Origin of the sequence: Parachryseolinea silvisoli (genome assembly GCF_021190955.1) — a bacterium.
Classification (GTDB): Bacteria; Bacteroidota; Bacteroidia; order Cytophagales; family Cyclobacteriaceae; genus Ohtaekwangia; species Ohtaekwangia silvisoli.
Map to the genome: position 1 here is coordinate 557,098 of NZ_JAIOAO010000002.1, position 15,182 is coordinate 572,279.

At 50.9% G+C, this 15,182-nt stretch carries 14 protein-coding genes; 2 read left to right on the forward strand and 12 right to left on the reverse strand.

Annotated features, from left to right (window positions below):
- Window positions 1–53: 53 nt before the first annotated feature.
- Entirely contained in the window at window positions 54–935 is an 882-nt protein-coding gene (locus tag K7P01_RS12125) for a 1-aminocyclopropane-1-carboxylate deaminase/D-cysteine desulfhydrase (protein WP_267293279.1), read from the forward strand.
- Here K7P01_RS12125 and K7P01_RS12130 read toward each other — a convergent pair.
- The 3 genes from K7P01_RS12130 to corA are packed head-to-tail and all read right to left on the reverse strand — an operon-like array spanning window position 924 to window position 3,292.
- Window positions 924–1,700 (reverse strand): sulfite exporter TauE/SafE family protein, encoded by a 777-nt coding sequence (locus tag K7P01_RS12130; RefSeq protein ID WP_267293281.1) that lies wholly within the window; start codon window positions 1,698–1,700, stop codon window positions 924–926. The genes K7P01_RS12125 and K7P01_RS12130 overlap by 12 nt on opposite strands.
- Entirely contained in the window at window positions 1,693–2,325 is a 633-nt protein-coding gene (locus tag K7P01_RS12135; RefSeq protein ID WP_267293283.1) for a deoxynucleoside kinase, read from the reverse strand. The genes K7P01_RS12130 and K7P01_RS12135 overlap by 8 nt, the downstream gene beginning before the upstream one ends.
- A 16-nt stretch (window positions 2,326–2,341) precedes the next feature.
- Window positions 2,342–3,292: a magnesium/cobalt transporter CorA gene (corA, locus tag K7P01_RS12140; RefSeq protein ID WP_267293285.1), complete on the reverse strand. Its 951-nt coding sequence runs from the start codon at window positions 3,290–3,292 to the stop codon at window positions 2,342–2,344.
- Window positions 3,293–3,458: 166 nt separating this feature from the next.
- Between corA and K7P01_RS12145 the strand changes: the two genes are divergently transcribed.
- Complete coding sequence (locus tag K7P01_RS12145) at window positions 3,459–4,322, forward strand: hydroxypyruvate isomerase family protein (RefSeq protein WP_267293287.1); 864 nt, start codon at window positions 3,459–3,461, stop codon at window positions 4,320–4,322.
- Between the two features lie 70 nt (window positions 4,323–4,392).
- Here the strand turns inward: K7P01_RS12145 and K7P01_RS12150 are convergent, their stop codons facing one another.
- From K7P01_RS12150 to rfbB, 9 genes are all read right to left on the reverse strand, one after another.
- Complete coding sequence (locus K7P01_RS12150) at window positions 4,393–5,580, reverse strand: class I SAM-dependent rRNA methyltransferase (protein WP_267293289.1); 1,188 nt, start codon at window positions 5,578–5,580, stop codon at window positions 4,393–4,395.
- A 28-nt stretch (window positions 5,581–5,608) separates the two neighbouring features.
- The gene (locus K7P01_RS12155; RefSeq protein ID WP_267293291.1) at window positions 5,609–6,820 is read right to left on the reverse strand and encodes a class I SAM-dependent methyltransferase; all 1,212 of its coding nucleotides are present in this window, start codon (window positions 6,818–6,820) and stop codon (window positions 5,609–5,611) included.
- A complete protein-coding gene (locus tag K7P01_RS12160; protein ID WP_267293293.1) occupies window positions 6,820–7,476 on the reverse strand; it encodes a lipid-A-disaccharide synthase N-terminal domain-containing protein in 657 nt (218 codons plus the stop codon). Before K7P01_RS12160 ends, K7P01_RS12155 begins: the two co-directional genes overlap by 1 nt.
- 118 nt (window positions 7,477–7,594) lie before the next feature.
- Window positions 7,595–10,531, reverse strand: coding sequence for a translation initiation factor IF-2 (gene infB, locus K7P01_RS12165; protein ID WP_267293294.1), 2,937 nt, complete (start codon window positions 10,529–10,531; stop codon window positions 7,595–7,597).
- A 123-nt stretch (window positions 10,532–10,654) separates the two neighbouring features.
- Complete coding sequence (nusA, locus tag K7P01_RS12170; protein WP_267293296.1) at window positions 10,655–11,899, reverse strand: transcription termination factor NusA; 1,245 nt, start codon at window positions 11,897–11,899, stop codon at window positions 10,655–10,657.
- A gap of 9 nt (window positions 11,900–11,908) precedes the next feature.
- Window positions 11,909–12,373, reverse strand: coding sequence for a ribosome maturation factor RimP (locus K7P01_RS12175; protein ID WP_267293298.1), 465 nt, complete (start codon window positions 12,371–12,373; stop codon window positions 11,909–11,911).
- Window positions 12,374–12,600: 227 nt separating this feature from the next.
- On the reverse strand, window positions 12,601–13,227 hold the full coding sequence (locus K7P01_RS12180; RefSeq protein WP_267293299.1) for an HD domain-containing protein: 627 nt from the start codon (window positions 13,225–13,227) through the stop codon (window positions 12,601–12,603).
- Between the two features lie 5 nt (window positions 13,228–13,232).
- On the reverse strand, window positions 13,233–14,099 hold the full coding sequence (gene rfbA, locus K7P01_RS12185; RefSeq protein ID WP_267293301.1) for a glucose-1-phosphate thymidylyltransferase RfbA: 867 nt from the start codon (window positions 14,097–14,099) through the stop codon (window positions 13,233–13,235).
- Window positions 14,100–14,119: 20 nt separating this feature from the next.
- A complete protein-coding gene (rfbB, locus tag K7P01_RS12190) occupies window positions 14,120–15,175 on the reverse strand; it encodes a dTDP-glucose 4,6-dehydratase (RefSeq protein ID WP_267293303.1) in 1,056 nt (351 codons plus the stop codon).
- Window positions 15,176–15,182: the final 7 nt, after the last annotated feature.

The following is a 15,182-nucleotide window of genomic DNA, read 5'->3' on the forward strand; positions in this document are numbered from 1 at the left end:
AATTATCCCGCCTCGCGTGTTCCAATTGCTTATTTTCGACCAAATTCAGCAGCTTGCTACCGTATCATACTACTCCCGTCATACCGATCCACGACGACGCGCTCGCAGCTGCCGGCGTTACGCTCCACGTAAAGCGCGAAGACCTGAACCACCCGCACATCTCCGGCAACAAATGGTGGAAGTTGAAATACAACCTGGAAGCCGCACAACAACAGGGCCATAACACCGTGCTCACGTTCGGCGGTGCTTATTCGAATCATCTCTACGCCAGCGCCGCCGCCGCACATGCACTGGGTCTGAAAAGCATCGGCGTTGTACGCGGTGAAGAAACTACACCGCTTAACCCCACCCTGGCTTTTGTGCAAGCCATAGGGATGCATTTGCGCTACAGTAGCCGGGAAGCATATCGCCAAAAGACGAAAGAAGGGTTTCTGAAAGCACTACAGGAACAGTTCGGCGAGTTTTATACTATACCCGAAGGCGGCACCAATGCACTCGCCATAAAAGGCACACGCGAATTTGCAACGACATTTCCTACCGAGCCTTTCGACTATATCTGCCTGGCGGTAGGCACCGGCGGTACAATAGCGGGAATTATCCAAGGGGCTTCCTACGGAGAGATCATCGGATTTTCAGCACTCAAAGGAAGCTTTCTCACAGACGAGGTAAAGACGCTACTGGACGCCGGTCAACCCGCACGCCCCTGGCACATCAACGACCAATATCACATGGGTGGCTATGCAAAAAAGAATGATGCGCTGATTGCATTCATAAAAAGCTTCCAGGCTAAACACAACATTCCGCTCGATTTCGTTTATACAGGAAAGATGATGTGGGGCATTTATGATCTTGTTCAACAAGGCTACTTCGCTCGCGGCAGCAGAATCCTCGCGATTCACACGGGCGGGCTACAGGGAAACGGGCTAACGCAATAGCATAAGCACCGCCGCCAGCACTGTCATGCCTTTGATAAACCAACGGTACGTCTTGTCTTTCAAATGCTTTACGATGACAACACCAATATAGGCGCCGAGGCCAATGGCCGGTAACGTCATCAAATCAAGCAAGAGACTATTCCAGGTAATCGTATGCCAGCTCCATACATGAAAGGGTACCTTAAACAAGTTCATCACCATAAAGAACCACGCCGTCGTACCAATGAATACATTCTTGGGTAGACGCATGGAAAGAAAATACACCGCCATGACGGAACCGGCCAGGTTACCCACCATCGATGTAAAGCCGCCGGTAGTTCCGGCAAGTCCGGCAAACCAGGGGCTGTCGGGAACATCTTCCTTCCGCCCGTGCTCCAACCAAATCATGATGACTACAATCAGGATGATGGTCACCGCCATGATCAGCCGGAATACATCGTCGGGTATATTCTTGCCGACAATCGTGCCCAGGATGGTACCCGTTACCGCCCAGGGGAAAAGCTTGCGCAGGTATTTCCACTCGGCATGACGATGGTAGTACACCACGCCCAGGATATCGGCCATACAAAGAATAGGCAGCATTATACCACTGGAAAGCTGACCACCAAACACCGATGCCAGCAACGGTACCGCCATCATGCCCATGCCGTGTACACCCGTCTTGGACATACCAATAAAGACCGCTACCAGGAAAAATATAAAAAGATCGGCAACCGAAAGCTCAAACGAAAAAAGAGAGATCATACCGGGGATGACATCAAACATGAAATAAGCTGTTCAGCTCGAGGTCGATCTTATTGACGATAAAAGAAAAATCCTCTATACGTTCAACAAAGTCCAGCTCGTTCACATCGATTATCAGCAAACGGCCCGGCTTGTAGTGTTGAATCCAGTTTTCGTAGTGTGTGTTGAGATTCTTCAGATAATCAAGCCGGATGGAATATTCATAATCACGACCCCGCTTTTCGATCTGACGCACCAGCTTGGGAATGTCCGCCTTTAAATAGATCAGCAAATCGGGCGGCTGCACAAACGCGATCATCGACTGAAAGGTGTCCAGGTAGCAGGCATAGTCACGCTCCGACATAAAGCCACTACGGTGCAAATTCGCCGCAAATATGTAAGCGTCTTCGTAGATGGTACGGTCCTGTACCGTGATCTTCTCACTGGCGCGTATACGGGCCACTTGCTTGAACCGGCTTGTCAGGAAATAAATTTGTACATGAAATGCCCACCGTGGCATGTCGCCGTAAAAATCGCGCAGATAAGGGTTGTCCTCTACAGATTCGAGCAGCGCTTCCCATCCGTAGTGTCGTGCAAGTTTTTGAGACAGGGTGGTCTTGCCGCACCCGATGTTACCACAAATGGCAATATGCTTCAGTTCCTGCATACAGATCGGTGCCGGCTTACAGCCATTTCTTGCGTTTAAAATACCAAAGGAAGGCAAGCGAAGAGAAGATCATCAACCCAATAGCAAATGGATAACCACCTGTCCACCCGAGTTCAGGCATGGCCTTAAAGTTCATCCCATAGATACTCGCAATGAGTGTAGGCGGCATAAACACAACGGTCACCACCGTAAAGATCTTAATGACCGTGTTCTGCTCGATGTTGACGAGACCCAGGAAAGTATTCTGCAAGTATTCCAGACGCTCGGAGCTGAACTGCGCGTGTTGCAACAGCGAGCCAATATCTTTGATGATTACTTTTAAACGCTCGTTCTCGATCTTGTTGAATTCCGGGATACGAATGAGGGAGCTTACCACCCGCTGCTTTTCCGTGATGGTTTCGTGTAGCAGCATGGTGTTCTCCTGCAACTGGGCAATGTTCAGCAGCATGTCCTCTTTCAATGACTCGCGAGCGATAAGCTCCTTGCTGATGGCATTAACTCGTCGGTTGATGCTTTCGATCAGGTCGGCGTCGCTGTCGATGCGGCTCTCTAAGATTGTCAGGAAAATATCCAGGCCATGCTCTTTGGTCTCGGCGTTCATGGACTTCAGCTTGCGCACCGCTTCCGCAAATGTCTTGAGATCGCCCTGGCGATAGGTAAAGAGAATATTCCCTTTTAAAATGAACGTGACGTTCTGCACCGAAAGCTCCACGTCACTGGAGATGAAACCCAGGTTAATTTCGATAGTTTCCTCCGTTTCGAGAAATCGCGAGCTGCTTTCGATCTCTTGTGCCTCCTGGTGGGTAAAGAATTCGATCTTAAAATTACGCTCCACAAACACCTTCTCCTGTTGCGACGGAGACTGCAGGTCTATCCAAATGATATTGGACAACTTCATGATCTCCTCGTGCGGCGGGTTTTTATGCTGCTCCAGCTTTCCTTGTCGAAGGGTGTATACTCGGATCATAGTCTTCTAAGCAGCCTGCAAGTTAGGGCCATTCTTTTAAATACAAACCATTAATCTGTCAGGACGGCCGCAGTTAAAATAACGTTTCCGGAACTCGTTCCATTTTTGGCACAAGCATTGGGTTTTCAAACGTAAAGTAGTAAATCGTATATCTTATCCTACAACCATGAACCGTAAAGAAGCATTAAAAACTATGGCCGTGGCGGGGATCGGGTCGCTGGCACTGCCGGCATTCGGATCGTCTGCTCAGCCCCTTGAACCCATACCCATGAAAGGAAACATCAACCATTCCGTATGCCAGTGGTGCTACAACGGCATGCCCCTGGAAGACCTTGTCAAAGCCGCAAAAGCCATGGGCATTAAATCGGTCGAGCTCCTCAACGCAGAGCAGTGGCCTGTAGCCTTGAAACACGGCCTGACATGCGCCATGGCCTACGGCAGCCCCATCGGCCTGACAAAAGGATTTAACGACCCGTCGCTGCACGCGCAACTCCTCAAAGACTATACCCTCAACATTCCCAAAGCAGCCGACGCCGGCCTCAAGAATGTCATTTGTTTTAGCGGCAACCGTAATGGACTGACTGACGAGCAAGGATTGGAAAACTGCGCCCGCGGACTCGAGCCTGTATTGAAACTGGCCGCGAAACACAACATCACCCTCTGCATGGAGCTGCTAAACAGCAAAGTAGATCACAAAGACTACCAGTGCGACCACACCGAATGGGGTGTAAAGCTGGCCGAAAAGACCGGCATGGACAACTTCCAACTACTGTATGATATCTACCACATGCAGATCATGGAAGGTGACGTAATTGCCACCATCAACAAACACAAGAAATATATCGGCCATTATCACACGGGGGGGGTACCCGGTCGTCACGAAATAGACGAGTCACAAGAGCTATACTACCCAGCCATTATGCGAGCCATCGCTGCCACCGGCTTCAAGGGATTCGTCGCACAGGAATTCATACCGGCCAAAGACCCCATGACATCACTGGCCGCTGCTGTAAAGCTCTGCGATATCTAAAGTAAAGCAGTGCGAAGAAAAAACAGCGTGAGCGTGTTCGCTCCCGCGTTCACGCTCACGCTGTTTTATGTTACTCCACAAACAACACCAACCCCTTAAGATATTCCCCCTCCGGATGGAAGATCGAAACAGGATGATCCGCCGGTTGCGACAAATGATGCAGCACCTTTATCTGCCTCCCCGCCTGTATCGCCGCCGACACAATCGTATCGTAAAAAAGCTGCCGGTCTACAACCTGCGAGCAGGAGAAGGTAAAGATGACACCCCCTGGACGAATCACTTTCATTGCCTCTGCATTCAACCGTTGATAGCCACGCACTGCCTGGTGACGTGCATCGCGGTGTTTGGCAAACGCCGGAGGGTCCAGTACAATGACATCATACGCATGATGTTTGTCCGCCAGAAAATCAAACGTGTCGATGGCATAACAAGAATGCTTTTCTGCATCAAAACCATTAAGCTCCAAATTTTTGCGTGTCAGCTGAATGGCCTTCTCCGAAGCATCCACGGAGTGTACTACCTGTGCGCCGGCCTCCAGCGCATACACCGAGAATCCCCCAGTATAACAAAATGTATTTAACACCGTTTTACCGGCACTAAACTCTCCCAGGAGCCGGCGGTTCTCACGCTGATCTAAAAAGAATCCAGTCTTCTGACCCTCCTCCCAATCAATGTAAAATTTCTTTCCGTGCTCAACAACAATATGCGGCACCGCGCTCATACCCGACAAATACTCGTTATGGTGTTCATCGCGCAGCTTGCCAGGCAACGTGCCATGACTCTTGTAATACACCGTCTGCAACCCAGCGCCTAGTGCTTTCAGCAGCGCCTCCGCGATACGGTGACGATCTTCGTGCATGCCCGCATCGTGCGCCTGAACAATAGCCACACCATCATAATAATCAACGATAAGGCCCGGCAGGCCATCACCCTCGCCGTGGATCAGTCGGAAGGCATTGGTTGTCTCCGTCGGCAAACCGGCGCTTTTCCGTAGCTGCAATGCCTGGCGAAACTTGTTTTCCCAGAAATGCTCGCCCAGTTCATCTGCACCAAATTGTAGCATCCGTACCATGATGCTACCCTTCTGATAATGACCAAAGCCAAGCCGCTTTCCTTTATAGCTCAACACTTCCACCCAGCAGCCGTCTGTCAACGAACCGGTAGATTCTTGTATCGCCCCTGAAAAGATCCAGGGGTGATACCGCTCAATGGAGTGCTCCTTTCCTTTCTTTAAAATGACTGTTCCAGATTGAACCATAATACTTATTAACCCTCAAAATTAATCGCTATTTCATTCGCGTGGCAACCGCCAGGAATTTTCTTCCCGCGCCCGAGAAGGCCACCAGGTACTTATCACCACCGTCTTGCAATCCAACCTTCTTTTTTAATGCCTCTGCTGCCAGCGGGTAATTTCGTGTGATAACATTCCCTTTGCCTTCGGGGAAGAAAGGTAACACCTCTTTTGCATCGCTTCTCACAAAAGCCTCCACTTTAAACACGCGTCCCGGAAAATCTTCCACAAGCGTGTCACTGGTATAGACGTGTGTATTGATCTGTATTTTCGATACGCCATACCGGCTGGCAAGGAGCTTGAAAGCTCCGGCCTTCAACACCGCCACGTTTGGCTCATACAAGTACGACGCAGGCGGCGTGTCGGTCACCTGCGCTTGTTGTTCTTCCGACAAGGTAAAGGAGAAGGTCTCCGGCACGTCGTGTTTCAAATTAACCGCGACGATCAAAGGCGCACCCGTATACCCTCGGCGACAAAAAAATAGCAGCTCTTTACACTCGTTATTTACTGCCACGATGTAAACGGTCTTCACACACGACAGTTCTTTTAAACCCTGTTGCACATCTAGCAATGGTGACGCTTTTATCAGTAGGTCGTTTGTCTTCGCAAAGATCTGGTCCTGTAATGTCGCCACGTCGGGTATACAGTCGCTTAGCCTAAACACCTTCTGCGTTCCCGCACGGCGCGACGGATCGATGTAAACCAAATCAAACACCGCCGGATCGTCACCGAGAAACACCTCGGCTGTCGTATTGTAGTAGTGTATATTTCGAGCACCCAGGCGATCGTGGTTGTGCCGGGCTATAGTTTGTAGCGACTCGTTAGGTTCGATGGCGTGTACATGCTGAAATGCCTGGCTGAGAAAAAATGTATCGATGCCAAAACCCTCGGTAAGATCGGCTACCGTTCCCAGCGGAACACCCTCTCGCTGAAGGATGTATTGTTTATAGCGCGCAGTCTGTTCGGAAGACGACTGCTCCAGGTTAATACCAGGAGGATATACAATACCCTCCGTCTGATAATACCCCGGCAGCTTATCCTTCGCCTTCCGGCGCGCGGCAATCTGTTCGGCCACGCGCGCCGCCGGTACACCTGCGATCGCCTTGTGTCTCAACACCAGCTGTCGCTCGTCATCATGCTCATGCGCACGAATAAACTCCTGAACGGCGACCGCAAGAAGCGAAGTATAGTCGTTACTGTTTGCCATCAGGGGGTAGCGTGTGCCCTCGCTTTGGCACGACCGTGAAGAATAATATTTCGTGTATACACAAAAATGCCAAGGCTCTGCGCCACCAGCAGCACCGGATCAATCGGTGTACGATACGCCGCATAAACAATGATCATGACCGACGCCACCAGGCTGATGATCCAAAAACCCAACGGGAGAATAGACTTTTTATACTTCTCGGAATAATACCACTGGTATACAAACCGCAGGTTCAACAACAATTGACCGATTGCCCCTAAGATCAGCAGCGGGTGTGTAAAATCCGTCTTCGTCATGAGGTTGGTCATCGCCTCCTCAGACACAACCAATACCCACACCAGTGTAAAGATGGGCAGCATGATCAGGAAAAACCGAAGCACAACGGGCATGACCCTCCAGCTGTCTTTCAACTGCAGATTGCGGATATAAATGAAATACGATAAGGTCTGGCCAAGAATAATAACCGCGTCGTCGCGAATGATACCGTATATCAAAAAGAGAAAAGAGCCCAGCAAGCTAAGCTGCCAGAAGAGCGTAGGCGATACTACACGCCCTTGCTTTTCGGAATAGAAAAGCTGCACCAGCTGCCGACACCCGAACAGCGACTGGGCGAAAAAGCCCAGCCCGTAAACCCAGTATTGCTCGACAAACTCCATTCAACTAAACTGTTATTACCTTCACAATGCCTCGAAAAAAAAGCCTGATCGAAAAGGATCAGGCTTCTTCTTATTTTCATGGGCCTCTTACGACCGCCCATACGTTGTTAACATTCGCTTACAGCGTGCGCTTCACTTCGCGTTGCTCGTAGCTTTCAATTACATCGCCTTCCAGGATGTCGTTGAAGCCGTCGATACCAATACCGCAGTCAAAGCCTGAGCGTACCTCGCTGGCATCGTCTTTATGACGCTTGAGCGAGTGGAGCTTGCCGGCATAGGTCACGATACCATCGCGGATGAGGCGTATCGGGTTGCTGCGTTTGATCGAACCATCGGTAACCATACAGCCTGCGATCGTACCGATCTTCGAGATCTTGAATACTTCGCGAACCTCCGCGTTACCCACGATAACTTCTTCGGTTTCGGGCGCCAACATACCTTCCATGGCTGCCTTCACATCGTTGATAGCATCGTAGATGATCGAATAGTGACGGATCTCGATCTCTTCGTTTTCTGCCAGGCGTTTGGCCGCTCCCGAAGGGCGCACCTGGAACGCGACGATAATGGCATCGGAAGCCGATGCGAGCAATACGTCGGATTCGGAAATCTGACCCACACCGCGGTGGATGATCGCCACCTGAATTTCCGGCGTTGACAATTTCAACAGCGAGTCGGAGAGTGCTTCCACAGAACCGTCCACGTCGCCTTTTACGATAACGTTCAGTTGCTTGAAGCTTCCGATCGCGAGACGACGACCGATCTCGTCCAGTGTAATATGCTTCTTCGTACGGATGCTCTGCTCGCGCAACAGCTGGCTGCGCTTGGCTGCAAGCTCGCGGGCTTCGCGGTCCGTTTCCATAACAGAGAACTTCTCACCCGCCTGCGGCGCGCCATCGAGACCGAGCAATACCACCGGTGTAGAAGGTCCGGCCACCGCCACTTTCTTACCAGTGTCGTCGAACATCGCTTTTACACGACCGTAGTTTGCACCGGCCAATACAATGTCACCGACTTGCAGCTTACCGGTTTGTACCATCAGGGTCGCTACATAGCCACGTCCCTTGTCAAGCGAAGCCTCGATAATAGAACCGGTAGCATGCTTATTAGGGTTTGCCTTCAGGTTCAAAATCTCTGCTTCGAGCAGTACTTTCTCCAGCAGGTCGTCGATACCCTTACCGGATTTCGCCGAGATCTCCTGGCTTTGATATTTACCACCCCACTCTTCCACCAACACGTTGATCTTCGAGAGTCCCTCGCGGATCCTGTCGGGATTAGCGGTAGGCTTATCTATTTTATTGATCGCGATAACAATGGGTACACCGGCCACCTGTGCGTGGTTGATCGCCTCTTTTGTTTGCGGCATGACGTCGTCGTCGGCCGCCACCACAATGATAGCAATGTCTGTCAGCTTGGCACCCCGTGCACGCATCGCGGTAAACGCTTCGTGACCCGGAGTATCGAGGAAGGCAATCTTGTTACCGCTCTTGGTCGTCACATCATATGCACCAATGTGCTGCGTGATACCGCCTGCTTCCGATGCCGTAACTTTGGTATTGCGGATGTAATCCAGCAATGAGGTCTTACCGTGATCGACGTGACCCATGATCGTAACGATCGGCGCGCGCGGCTCCAGGTTTTCTTCCGGCTCATTTTCTTGCTCCACTTCCAGCTCCTCTTCCGCAGAAGTAAACTGTACAGCGTAACCAAATTCATCTGTGATAACCGTGATCGCTTCAGCATCCAAACGCTGGTTGATCGACACGAACATACCCAGGCTCAAGCAAGTCGAAATGACTTCGTTCACAGAAACGTTCATCATCGACGCCAAATCGTTTGCCGAGATAAACTCGGTCACACGCAGTGTCTTCGATGCCTCCATGTCTTGCAGCATTTGCTGCTCTTGCGCATCGGAGTTCGCCTGCCGCTTTTCACGACGGTACTTCGCGCTGTTGGTTTTCTTATTACCACCGCTCAGCTTGGCCAGCGTAGCACGGATTTGATCTTGGATTTCTTTCTCCGAAGGCTCCTCTTTCTGAACACGCGCGGGGTGCGGACCGCGGCCGGCGCCGGCCGCCTGATGAGGACGTGGTCCACCACCTTGCTGATGGGGACGTGGTCCGCCACCTTGCTGCGGACGTACACCACCACCCTGGCCTTGTCCCTGACCTTGTTGCTGGCCCGGACTTTTGTCATCGGTCGCAATGCGCTTGCGCGGGCGTTTGCCCTTGCGATCATCCTTCGTGTCAGACGATGCCACAGGGGCATCTTTCTTCTTATCTACCGGCAGCTCGATTTTATCGACCACTTTCAGGCCTTTCAACCGGTCTGCCCGTGCCTTGATAACTTCTGATTCTGGCGCTTGTTGCGGCTCAGGTTGTTTTTCAACCGGCGGCACAACAACTTCAGGCGCTTTCTGTACGGGTGTTACGACTACGGGCGGCGCTACTTCTGCTACAGGCACTACTGGTTTTTCAACCTCGACAACTTTCTTCGGCGCCTCTTCTGCCACTACTTCTTTTACGACAGGCTTCTCTTCCACCTTCGGCGTTTCTATCACCTTCGGCTTCTCAACTTCGGCCACTGGCACCACTACCTCTTTGACCGGTTCAACGACCGGTTTCTCTTCAGGCTCTTTGGTAGCAGGCTTTTTCTCCAGGTCGATCTTGCCAACTACTTTGATGCCTTCCAGTTTCGGCTTGTCGCTCGTAACCTTTTCCGCCTTCGGCTCTTCTTTGGCTTTCACCTCTGGTTTTGAGCCGAGGTTCTTAATCATAATGCGCTCTTCTTCTTCGCTACGCTTCTTAACAGCGTCTTTCTCTGCCTGCGCATTATCGACATGCTTCACCCCAATGGAAAGACTGGAAGCTTCAAGCTTATCGGTGGCCGAAGAGGCAAACTCCTTGGACAAAAGATTGAATTGCTCAGGCGTAAGCTTAGCATTAGGGTTATTCTCGATGGAAAAACCCTTCTTTCCGAGGAAATCCAAAATGGTGTTGTGGCCAACATTAAGCTTCCTCGCTGCCTGACTCAACCTAATCAACTTTTCTTCTGCCATATTCAAATATCCCTGTTTTTTAAAGACTTTAAAATCTAAAGTGGCATTCGGGCGTAATTTAACGCATTGTTCACAGACTACTCCCTACATTCATGAAAAACGCAGGGGCGCTCCGCAGCAACATCATTCAAACTCGCGCCTCAGAATGCTTAAAACTCCTTCTACGGTCTCTTCTTCCAGGTCGGTGCGTCTAACCAGCTCGTCTTTTGAAAGTGCCAGTACGCTCTTTGCCGTATCGAGACCAATACGGTTCAACTCGTCAATTACCCAGCTCTCGATCTCATCTGAGAACTCGTCCAGGTCAACGTCTTCTTCTACCTGACCTTCCGCCAGTTCGCGGAATACGTCAATTTCATATCCCACCAACCGGCTTGCCAGCTTGATGTTCAAACCACCTTTACCAATGGCCAGGGAAACCTGGTCAGGCTTCAGGTATACCGACACCCGGCCGTGATCCTTATCTACCTTGATCGATGAAATCTTCGCGGGGCTCAGTGCCCGCTGGATATACAGCTCCAGGTTTTCAGTAAAGTTGATCACATCGATGTTTTCGTTCTGCAGCTCACGCACGATCGCGTGAATCCGCGATCCTTTCATACCCACGCAAGCGCCTACCGGATCGATACGGTCGTCGTAAGACTCTACCGCTACCTTGGCACGCTCGCCTGGCTCGCGTACAACTTTCTTAATAGTGATCAGGCCGTCGTAAACTTCCGGAACTTCCTGCTCGAACAGACGCTCCAGGAACACCGGAGAGGTGCGTGACAGGATGATTTTTGGATTGCCGTTGACCATGTCTACTTTGTGCACAATGGCGCGTACGTTCTCGCCCTTGCGGTAGCGGTCTTTCTGAATTTGCTCACTCCGCGGAATCGCGATCTCGTTGCTCTCGGCATCAGTCAACAGTACCTCTTTGCTCAAAACCTGGTAAACCTCGCCGGCGATGATCTCGCCCACCAGGTCTTTGTACTTTTGGAAAAGAATATCTTTTTCAAGATCCTTCACCTTCTGGATCAGCGTCTGCCGGGCCGTGGTCACAGCGCGACGACCGAAGTCCTCGATGTACACCTGCTCAGAAACTTCCTCACCCACTTCAAAGTCGGGTTCGATCTTGTGAGCATCCGAGAGACTTATCTTGTCAAAATCCCAGATGTCTTCCGAGTCGTCTTCGACAATCTCCCGCACACGGTAGATCTCAAGATCGCCCTTGTCCGCATTGATGATGATGTCAAAATTCTCGTCCGACTCATATCTCTTACGGATCATGTTCCGGAATACATCTTCCAGGATCCGGATCATGGTGGGCCGGTCGATGTTCTTTTGCTTTGCAAATTCAGCAAATGACTGAATTAATTCATGTGCATCCATGGTTTTGTCTTATTTAAAACTAACTAACACCAAAGCTTTTTCTATTTCGGAAAAGACGATGTCTATGTTCGTTACTACCTTCTTTTTGCCGCTTCCCGTCTCCTCCGCCAGCGTCATCTTCTCGCCCTCGATCGCCACCAGCTTCCCCTCTACGGTCTTTTCAGCCAGCTTCACACGCAGCGAACGCCCGATATGCTTCGGATACTGACGCTGCAGCTTGAGTGGATGATCAACACCAGGTGTCGACACTTCCAGCGTGTAAGCTTCTTCAAGCCAGGACACCTCGTCCAGATCCTGCGCCAGCGCACGACTAAGTTCAGCGCAGGCATCGATGCTGATGGCATTGTCCCCGTCCAGAAGCACAAGCACCTTGCGAGGCCCGCGTTTGGAAGAAACAATAACATCGACGATAAACAGGTTCGAATCCGTCAACTTCGATGTGGCAATCCGCTTGATCTCTTCCGCTATATCCATTTGAAAAATATTCTATAAACAAAGAGGGGACTAACCGGTCCCCTCCAAAAGAATACTCAGAAACTTTCGCAAAAGTATGATTTTTTACTTTTATAGCAAAATTCTTTGAAAATGATTAAAAACGGCCCTTTTTGAAGAAATACTTTTTGGAAGGCCTGAGCTCTTCCGGAAGGATCAACAGACAAATAAACAGATTTAGTGCTAAAAAATTCCCGACAGCACCCAAATCAATACACAATTCCACCGCCCAGCTCGCGCGCCAGGTTGATCCGGGCCTGAGCTTCGTACCGTTCGTAGAACTCGACAGTCTTAAAGAGACGGTCCATTTTCAGGAAACGCTCCAATACCTTTCGCCGCCCCGGGCGGTATAACATGTCAGGATAAATGGAATATTCCTGCCGCACCGCGATCGCGTAGCCCGAGTAAGCGGGCCCGTCGGCACCGAGGATGCAAAGGTCGGCGTCAGTAAAGTAATTGATGTCGCTTACATCGGCCGCCATATGGCCTTTCGTCGCCACGATCATATCGGCACAAAGCGCAATTCGCTCGGGTGGAAAATTCAACCTGGCCAATCGCTCCCGGGCAAAGTCAGCACTTTTCTCTTCATTGTCGTGCCGGTGCACATCGTAAATATAGTCGTGATATAAAATGGCAAAGAGTACGCTGTCCCAATCGTCTATGCGGTCTTGTACAGGAATCAGCACACGGTACACTTGTTCCAGGTGCGCCAGCGTGTGGTAGGTACGCCCACGCGACTGATAATGCCGCATCGCCTCCTGCCACAGGGCGTCCGCCACAGCACGATCACCGCCATAGCGCTGCACTGCGTCCGTAAAGGCCTCTTGTAAGGTCATGGTGGCTAGAGATACGTGGGCAGATTTTTCAGATACGTGCCATAACCACTTTTTTCAAGGGGCTTAGCCAGTGCCAGCAAAGCTTCTTTGGTAATATACCCCATGCGATACGCCACCTCTTCAATACAGCCGATTTTCAGGCCCTGGCGTTGCTCAATGGTTTGTACAAAATTGGAAGCCTGCATAAGCGAATCAAATGTGCCGGTATCCAGCCACGCTGTGCCGCGGCTCATAGGCGCCACCGTTAGCTTGCCACGCTTGAGATATGTGTTGTTCACATCGGTAATCTCCAGCTCGCCGCGGGGACTCGGCTTGAGGCTCTTGGCAATTTCTACCACATCGTTATCATAAAAGTATAAGCCTGGCACCGCATAATTAGACTTGGGTTGTTTAGGCTTCTCTTCAATCGAAATTGCATTTTTGTTGGCGTCGAATTCCACTACGCCATAACGCTCAGGGTCCGTCACGTGATATGCGAAGATCACGCCACCTTGCGGGTCGCGGTGCGATTGCAGCAGGCGCTGCATGCCCGAACCGTAAAAGATATTATCACCTAAAATAAGGGCTACTGTATCCTTACCAATAAACGACTCACCAATAATAAACGCCTGCGCAAGGCCATCCGGCGAAGGCTGCACGGCATACGTGAAAGAACATCCCAACTGCCTCCCATCGCCCAACAGTTTCTGAAACATGGGCATATCGTGCGGAGTGGAAATGATTAGAATATCTTGAACTCCCGCCATCATCAGCGCCGACAAAGGGTAATAGATCATCGGCTTATCGTACACCGGCATGAGCTGCTTGCTCACGGCCAGGGTGAGCGGATGCAGCCGTGTTCCCGATCCTCCGGCCAGAATAATGCCCTTCATGCGCTTTCTTGGTTTGGTTGCTAAATACGCTTGCCGTACATATCGCTATAGTACTTCAGGTAATCGCCCGAAGTGACGTGTTGTAACCACTCCGGATTGTTTAGATACCAGTCAACGGTTTGTTCCAGGCCCTCCTCAAAGGTGACGCTGGGTCGCCACCCGGTTTCACTGATGAGCTTCGACGCGTCAATGGCGTAGCGTAGGTCGTGTCCCGGCCGGTCTGTTACAAATGCAATCAACTTGGCAGATGTGCCGTCGGCCCGGCCCAGCTTCTTATCCAGAATACGGCAAAGCAGATTTACCAGGTCGATGTTTTTCCACTCGTTATTGCCGCCGATGTTATACACCTCACCGATTTTTCCTTTTTCAAAGATTGCCTCGATCGCACGTGCATGGTCTTCTACAAACAACCAATCGCGAATGTTCTCTCCCTTACCATACACTGGCAGGGGCTTACTGTTGAGGATGTTGTGGATCATCAACGGAATAAGCTTTTCCGGGAAGTGAAAGGGACCATAATTGTTTGAGCAACGGCTGGTAAGCGTCGGCAGGCCAAAACTGTGGTGATAGGCGCTGACGAAGTGATCACTGCTGGCCTTGGAGGCCGAATACGGCGACCGGGGATCAAGGGGAGTCTCTTCCGTAAAGAACTCTCCTTGATCGGCCGTTCCATATACCTCATCGGTAGAGATGTGGTAAAACCGCCGCTTGCCGGTGGCCCCTTTCCAGGCGCCGTGGGCGACCTGCAGTAAGTTTAGCGTACCCACAATGTTGGTATGCGCAAACTCCGCGGGGTTGTGCAACGAGCGGTCTACATGCGACTCCGCCGCCAGGTGGATCACGCCTTCAATGGCATGTTCTTTAAAAAGCTCCACCAGAAAAGCATTGTCTAAAATGTCGCCTTTAACAAAACGATAATTCGGTTTTCCTTCGACGTCCTTCAGGTTCTCCAGATTACCCGCATAAGTCAGCTTATCCAGGTTGATAATGGTCCGCTCCGGATACTTGTTTACAAACAAGCGCACAACATGCGAACCAATAAAGCCGGCCCCGCCGGTGATCAGAAGTTTCTGCATAGACATC

Excerpts from the sequence above, each read along its gene's own strand:
- rfbB (WP_267293303.1), bottom strand. The coding sequence starts at position 15,175 with ATGCAGAAACTTCTGATCACCGGCGGGGCCGGCTTTATTGGTTCGCAT.
- corA (WP_267293285.1), bottom strand. The coding sequence starts at position 3,292 with ATGATCCGAGTATACACCCTTCGACAAGGAAAGCTGGAGCAGCATAAA.
- K7P01_RS12145 (WP_267293287.1), top strand. The coding sequence starts at position 3,459 with ATGAACCGTAAAGAAGCATTAAAAACTATGGCCGTGGCGGGGATCGGG.
- K7P01_RS12135 (WP_267293283.1), bottom strand. The coding sequence starts at position 2,325 with ATGCAGGAACTGAAGCATATTGCCATTTGTGGTAACATCGGGTGCGGC.
- K7P01_RS12130 (WP_267293281.1), bottom strand. The coding sequence starts at position 1,700 with ATGTTTGATGTCATCCCCGGTATGATCTCTCTTTTTTCGTTTGAGCTT.
- rfbA (WP_267293301.1), bottom strand. The coding sequence starts at position 14,099 with ATGAAGGGCATTATTCTGGCCGGAGGATCGGGAACACGGCTGCATCCG.
- K7P01_RS12160 (WP_267293293.1), bottom strand. The coding sequence starts at position 7,476 with ATGGAGTTTGTCGAGCAATACTGGGTTTACGGGCTGGGCTTTTTCGCC.
- infB (WP_267293294.1), bottom strand. The coding sequence starts at position 10,531 with ATGGCAGAAGAAAAGTTGATTAGGTTGAGTCAGGCAGCGAGGAAGCTT.
- K7P01_RS12180 (WP_267293299.1), bottom strand. The coding sequence starts at position 13,227 with ATGACCTTACAAGAGGCCTTTACGGACGCAGTGCAGCGCTATGGCGGT.
- nusA (WP_267293296.1), bottom strand. The coding sequence starts at position 11,899 with ATGGATGCACATGAATTAATTCAGTCATTTGCTGAATTTGCAAAGCAA.
- K7P01_RS12150 (WP_267293289.1), bottom strand. The coding sequence starts at position 5,580 with ATGGTTCAATCTGGAACAGTCATTTTAAAGAAAGGAAAGGAGCACTCC.
- K7P01_RS12155 (WP_267293291.1), bottom strand. The coding sequence starts at position 6,820 with ATGGCAAACAGTAACGACTATACTTCGCTTCTTGCGGTCGCCGTTCAG.
- K7P01_RS12175 (WP_267293298.1), bottom strand. The coding sequence starts at position 12,373 with ATGGATATAGCGGAAGAGATCAAGCGGATTGCCACATCGAAGTTGACG.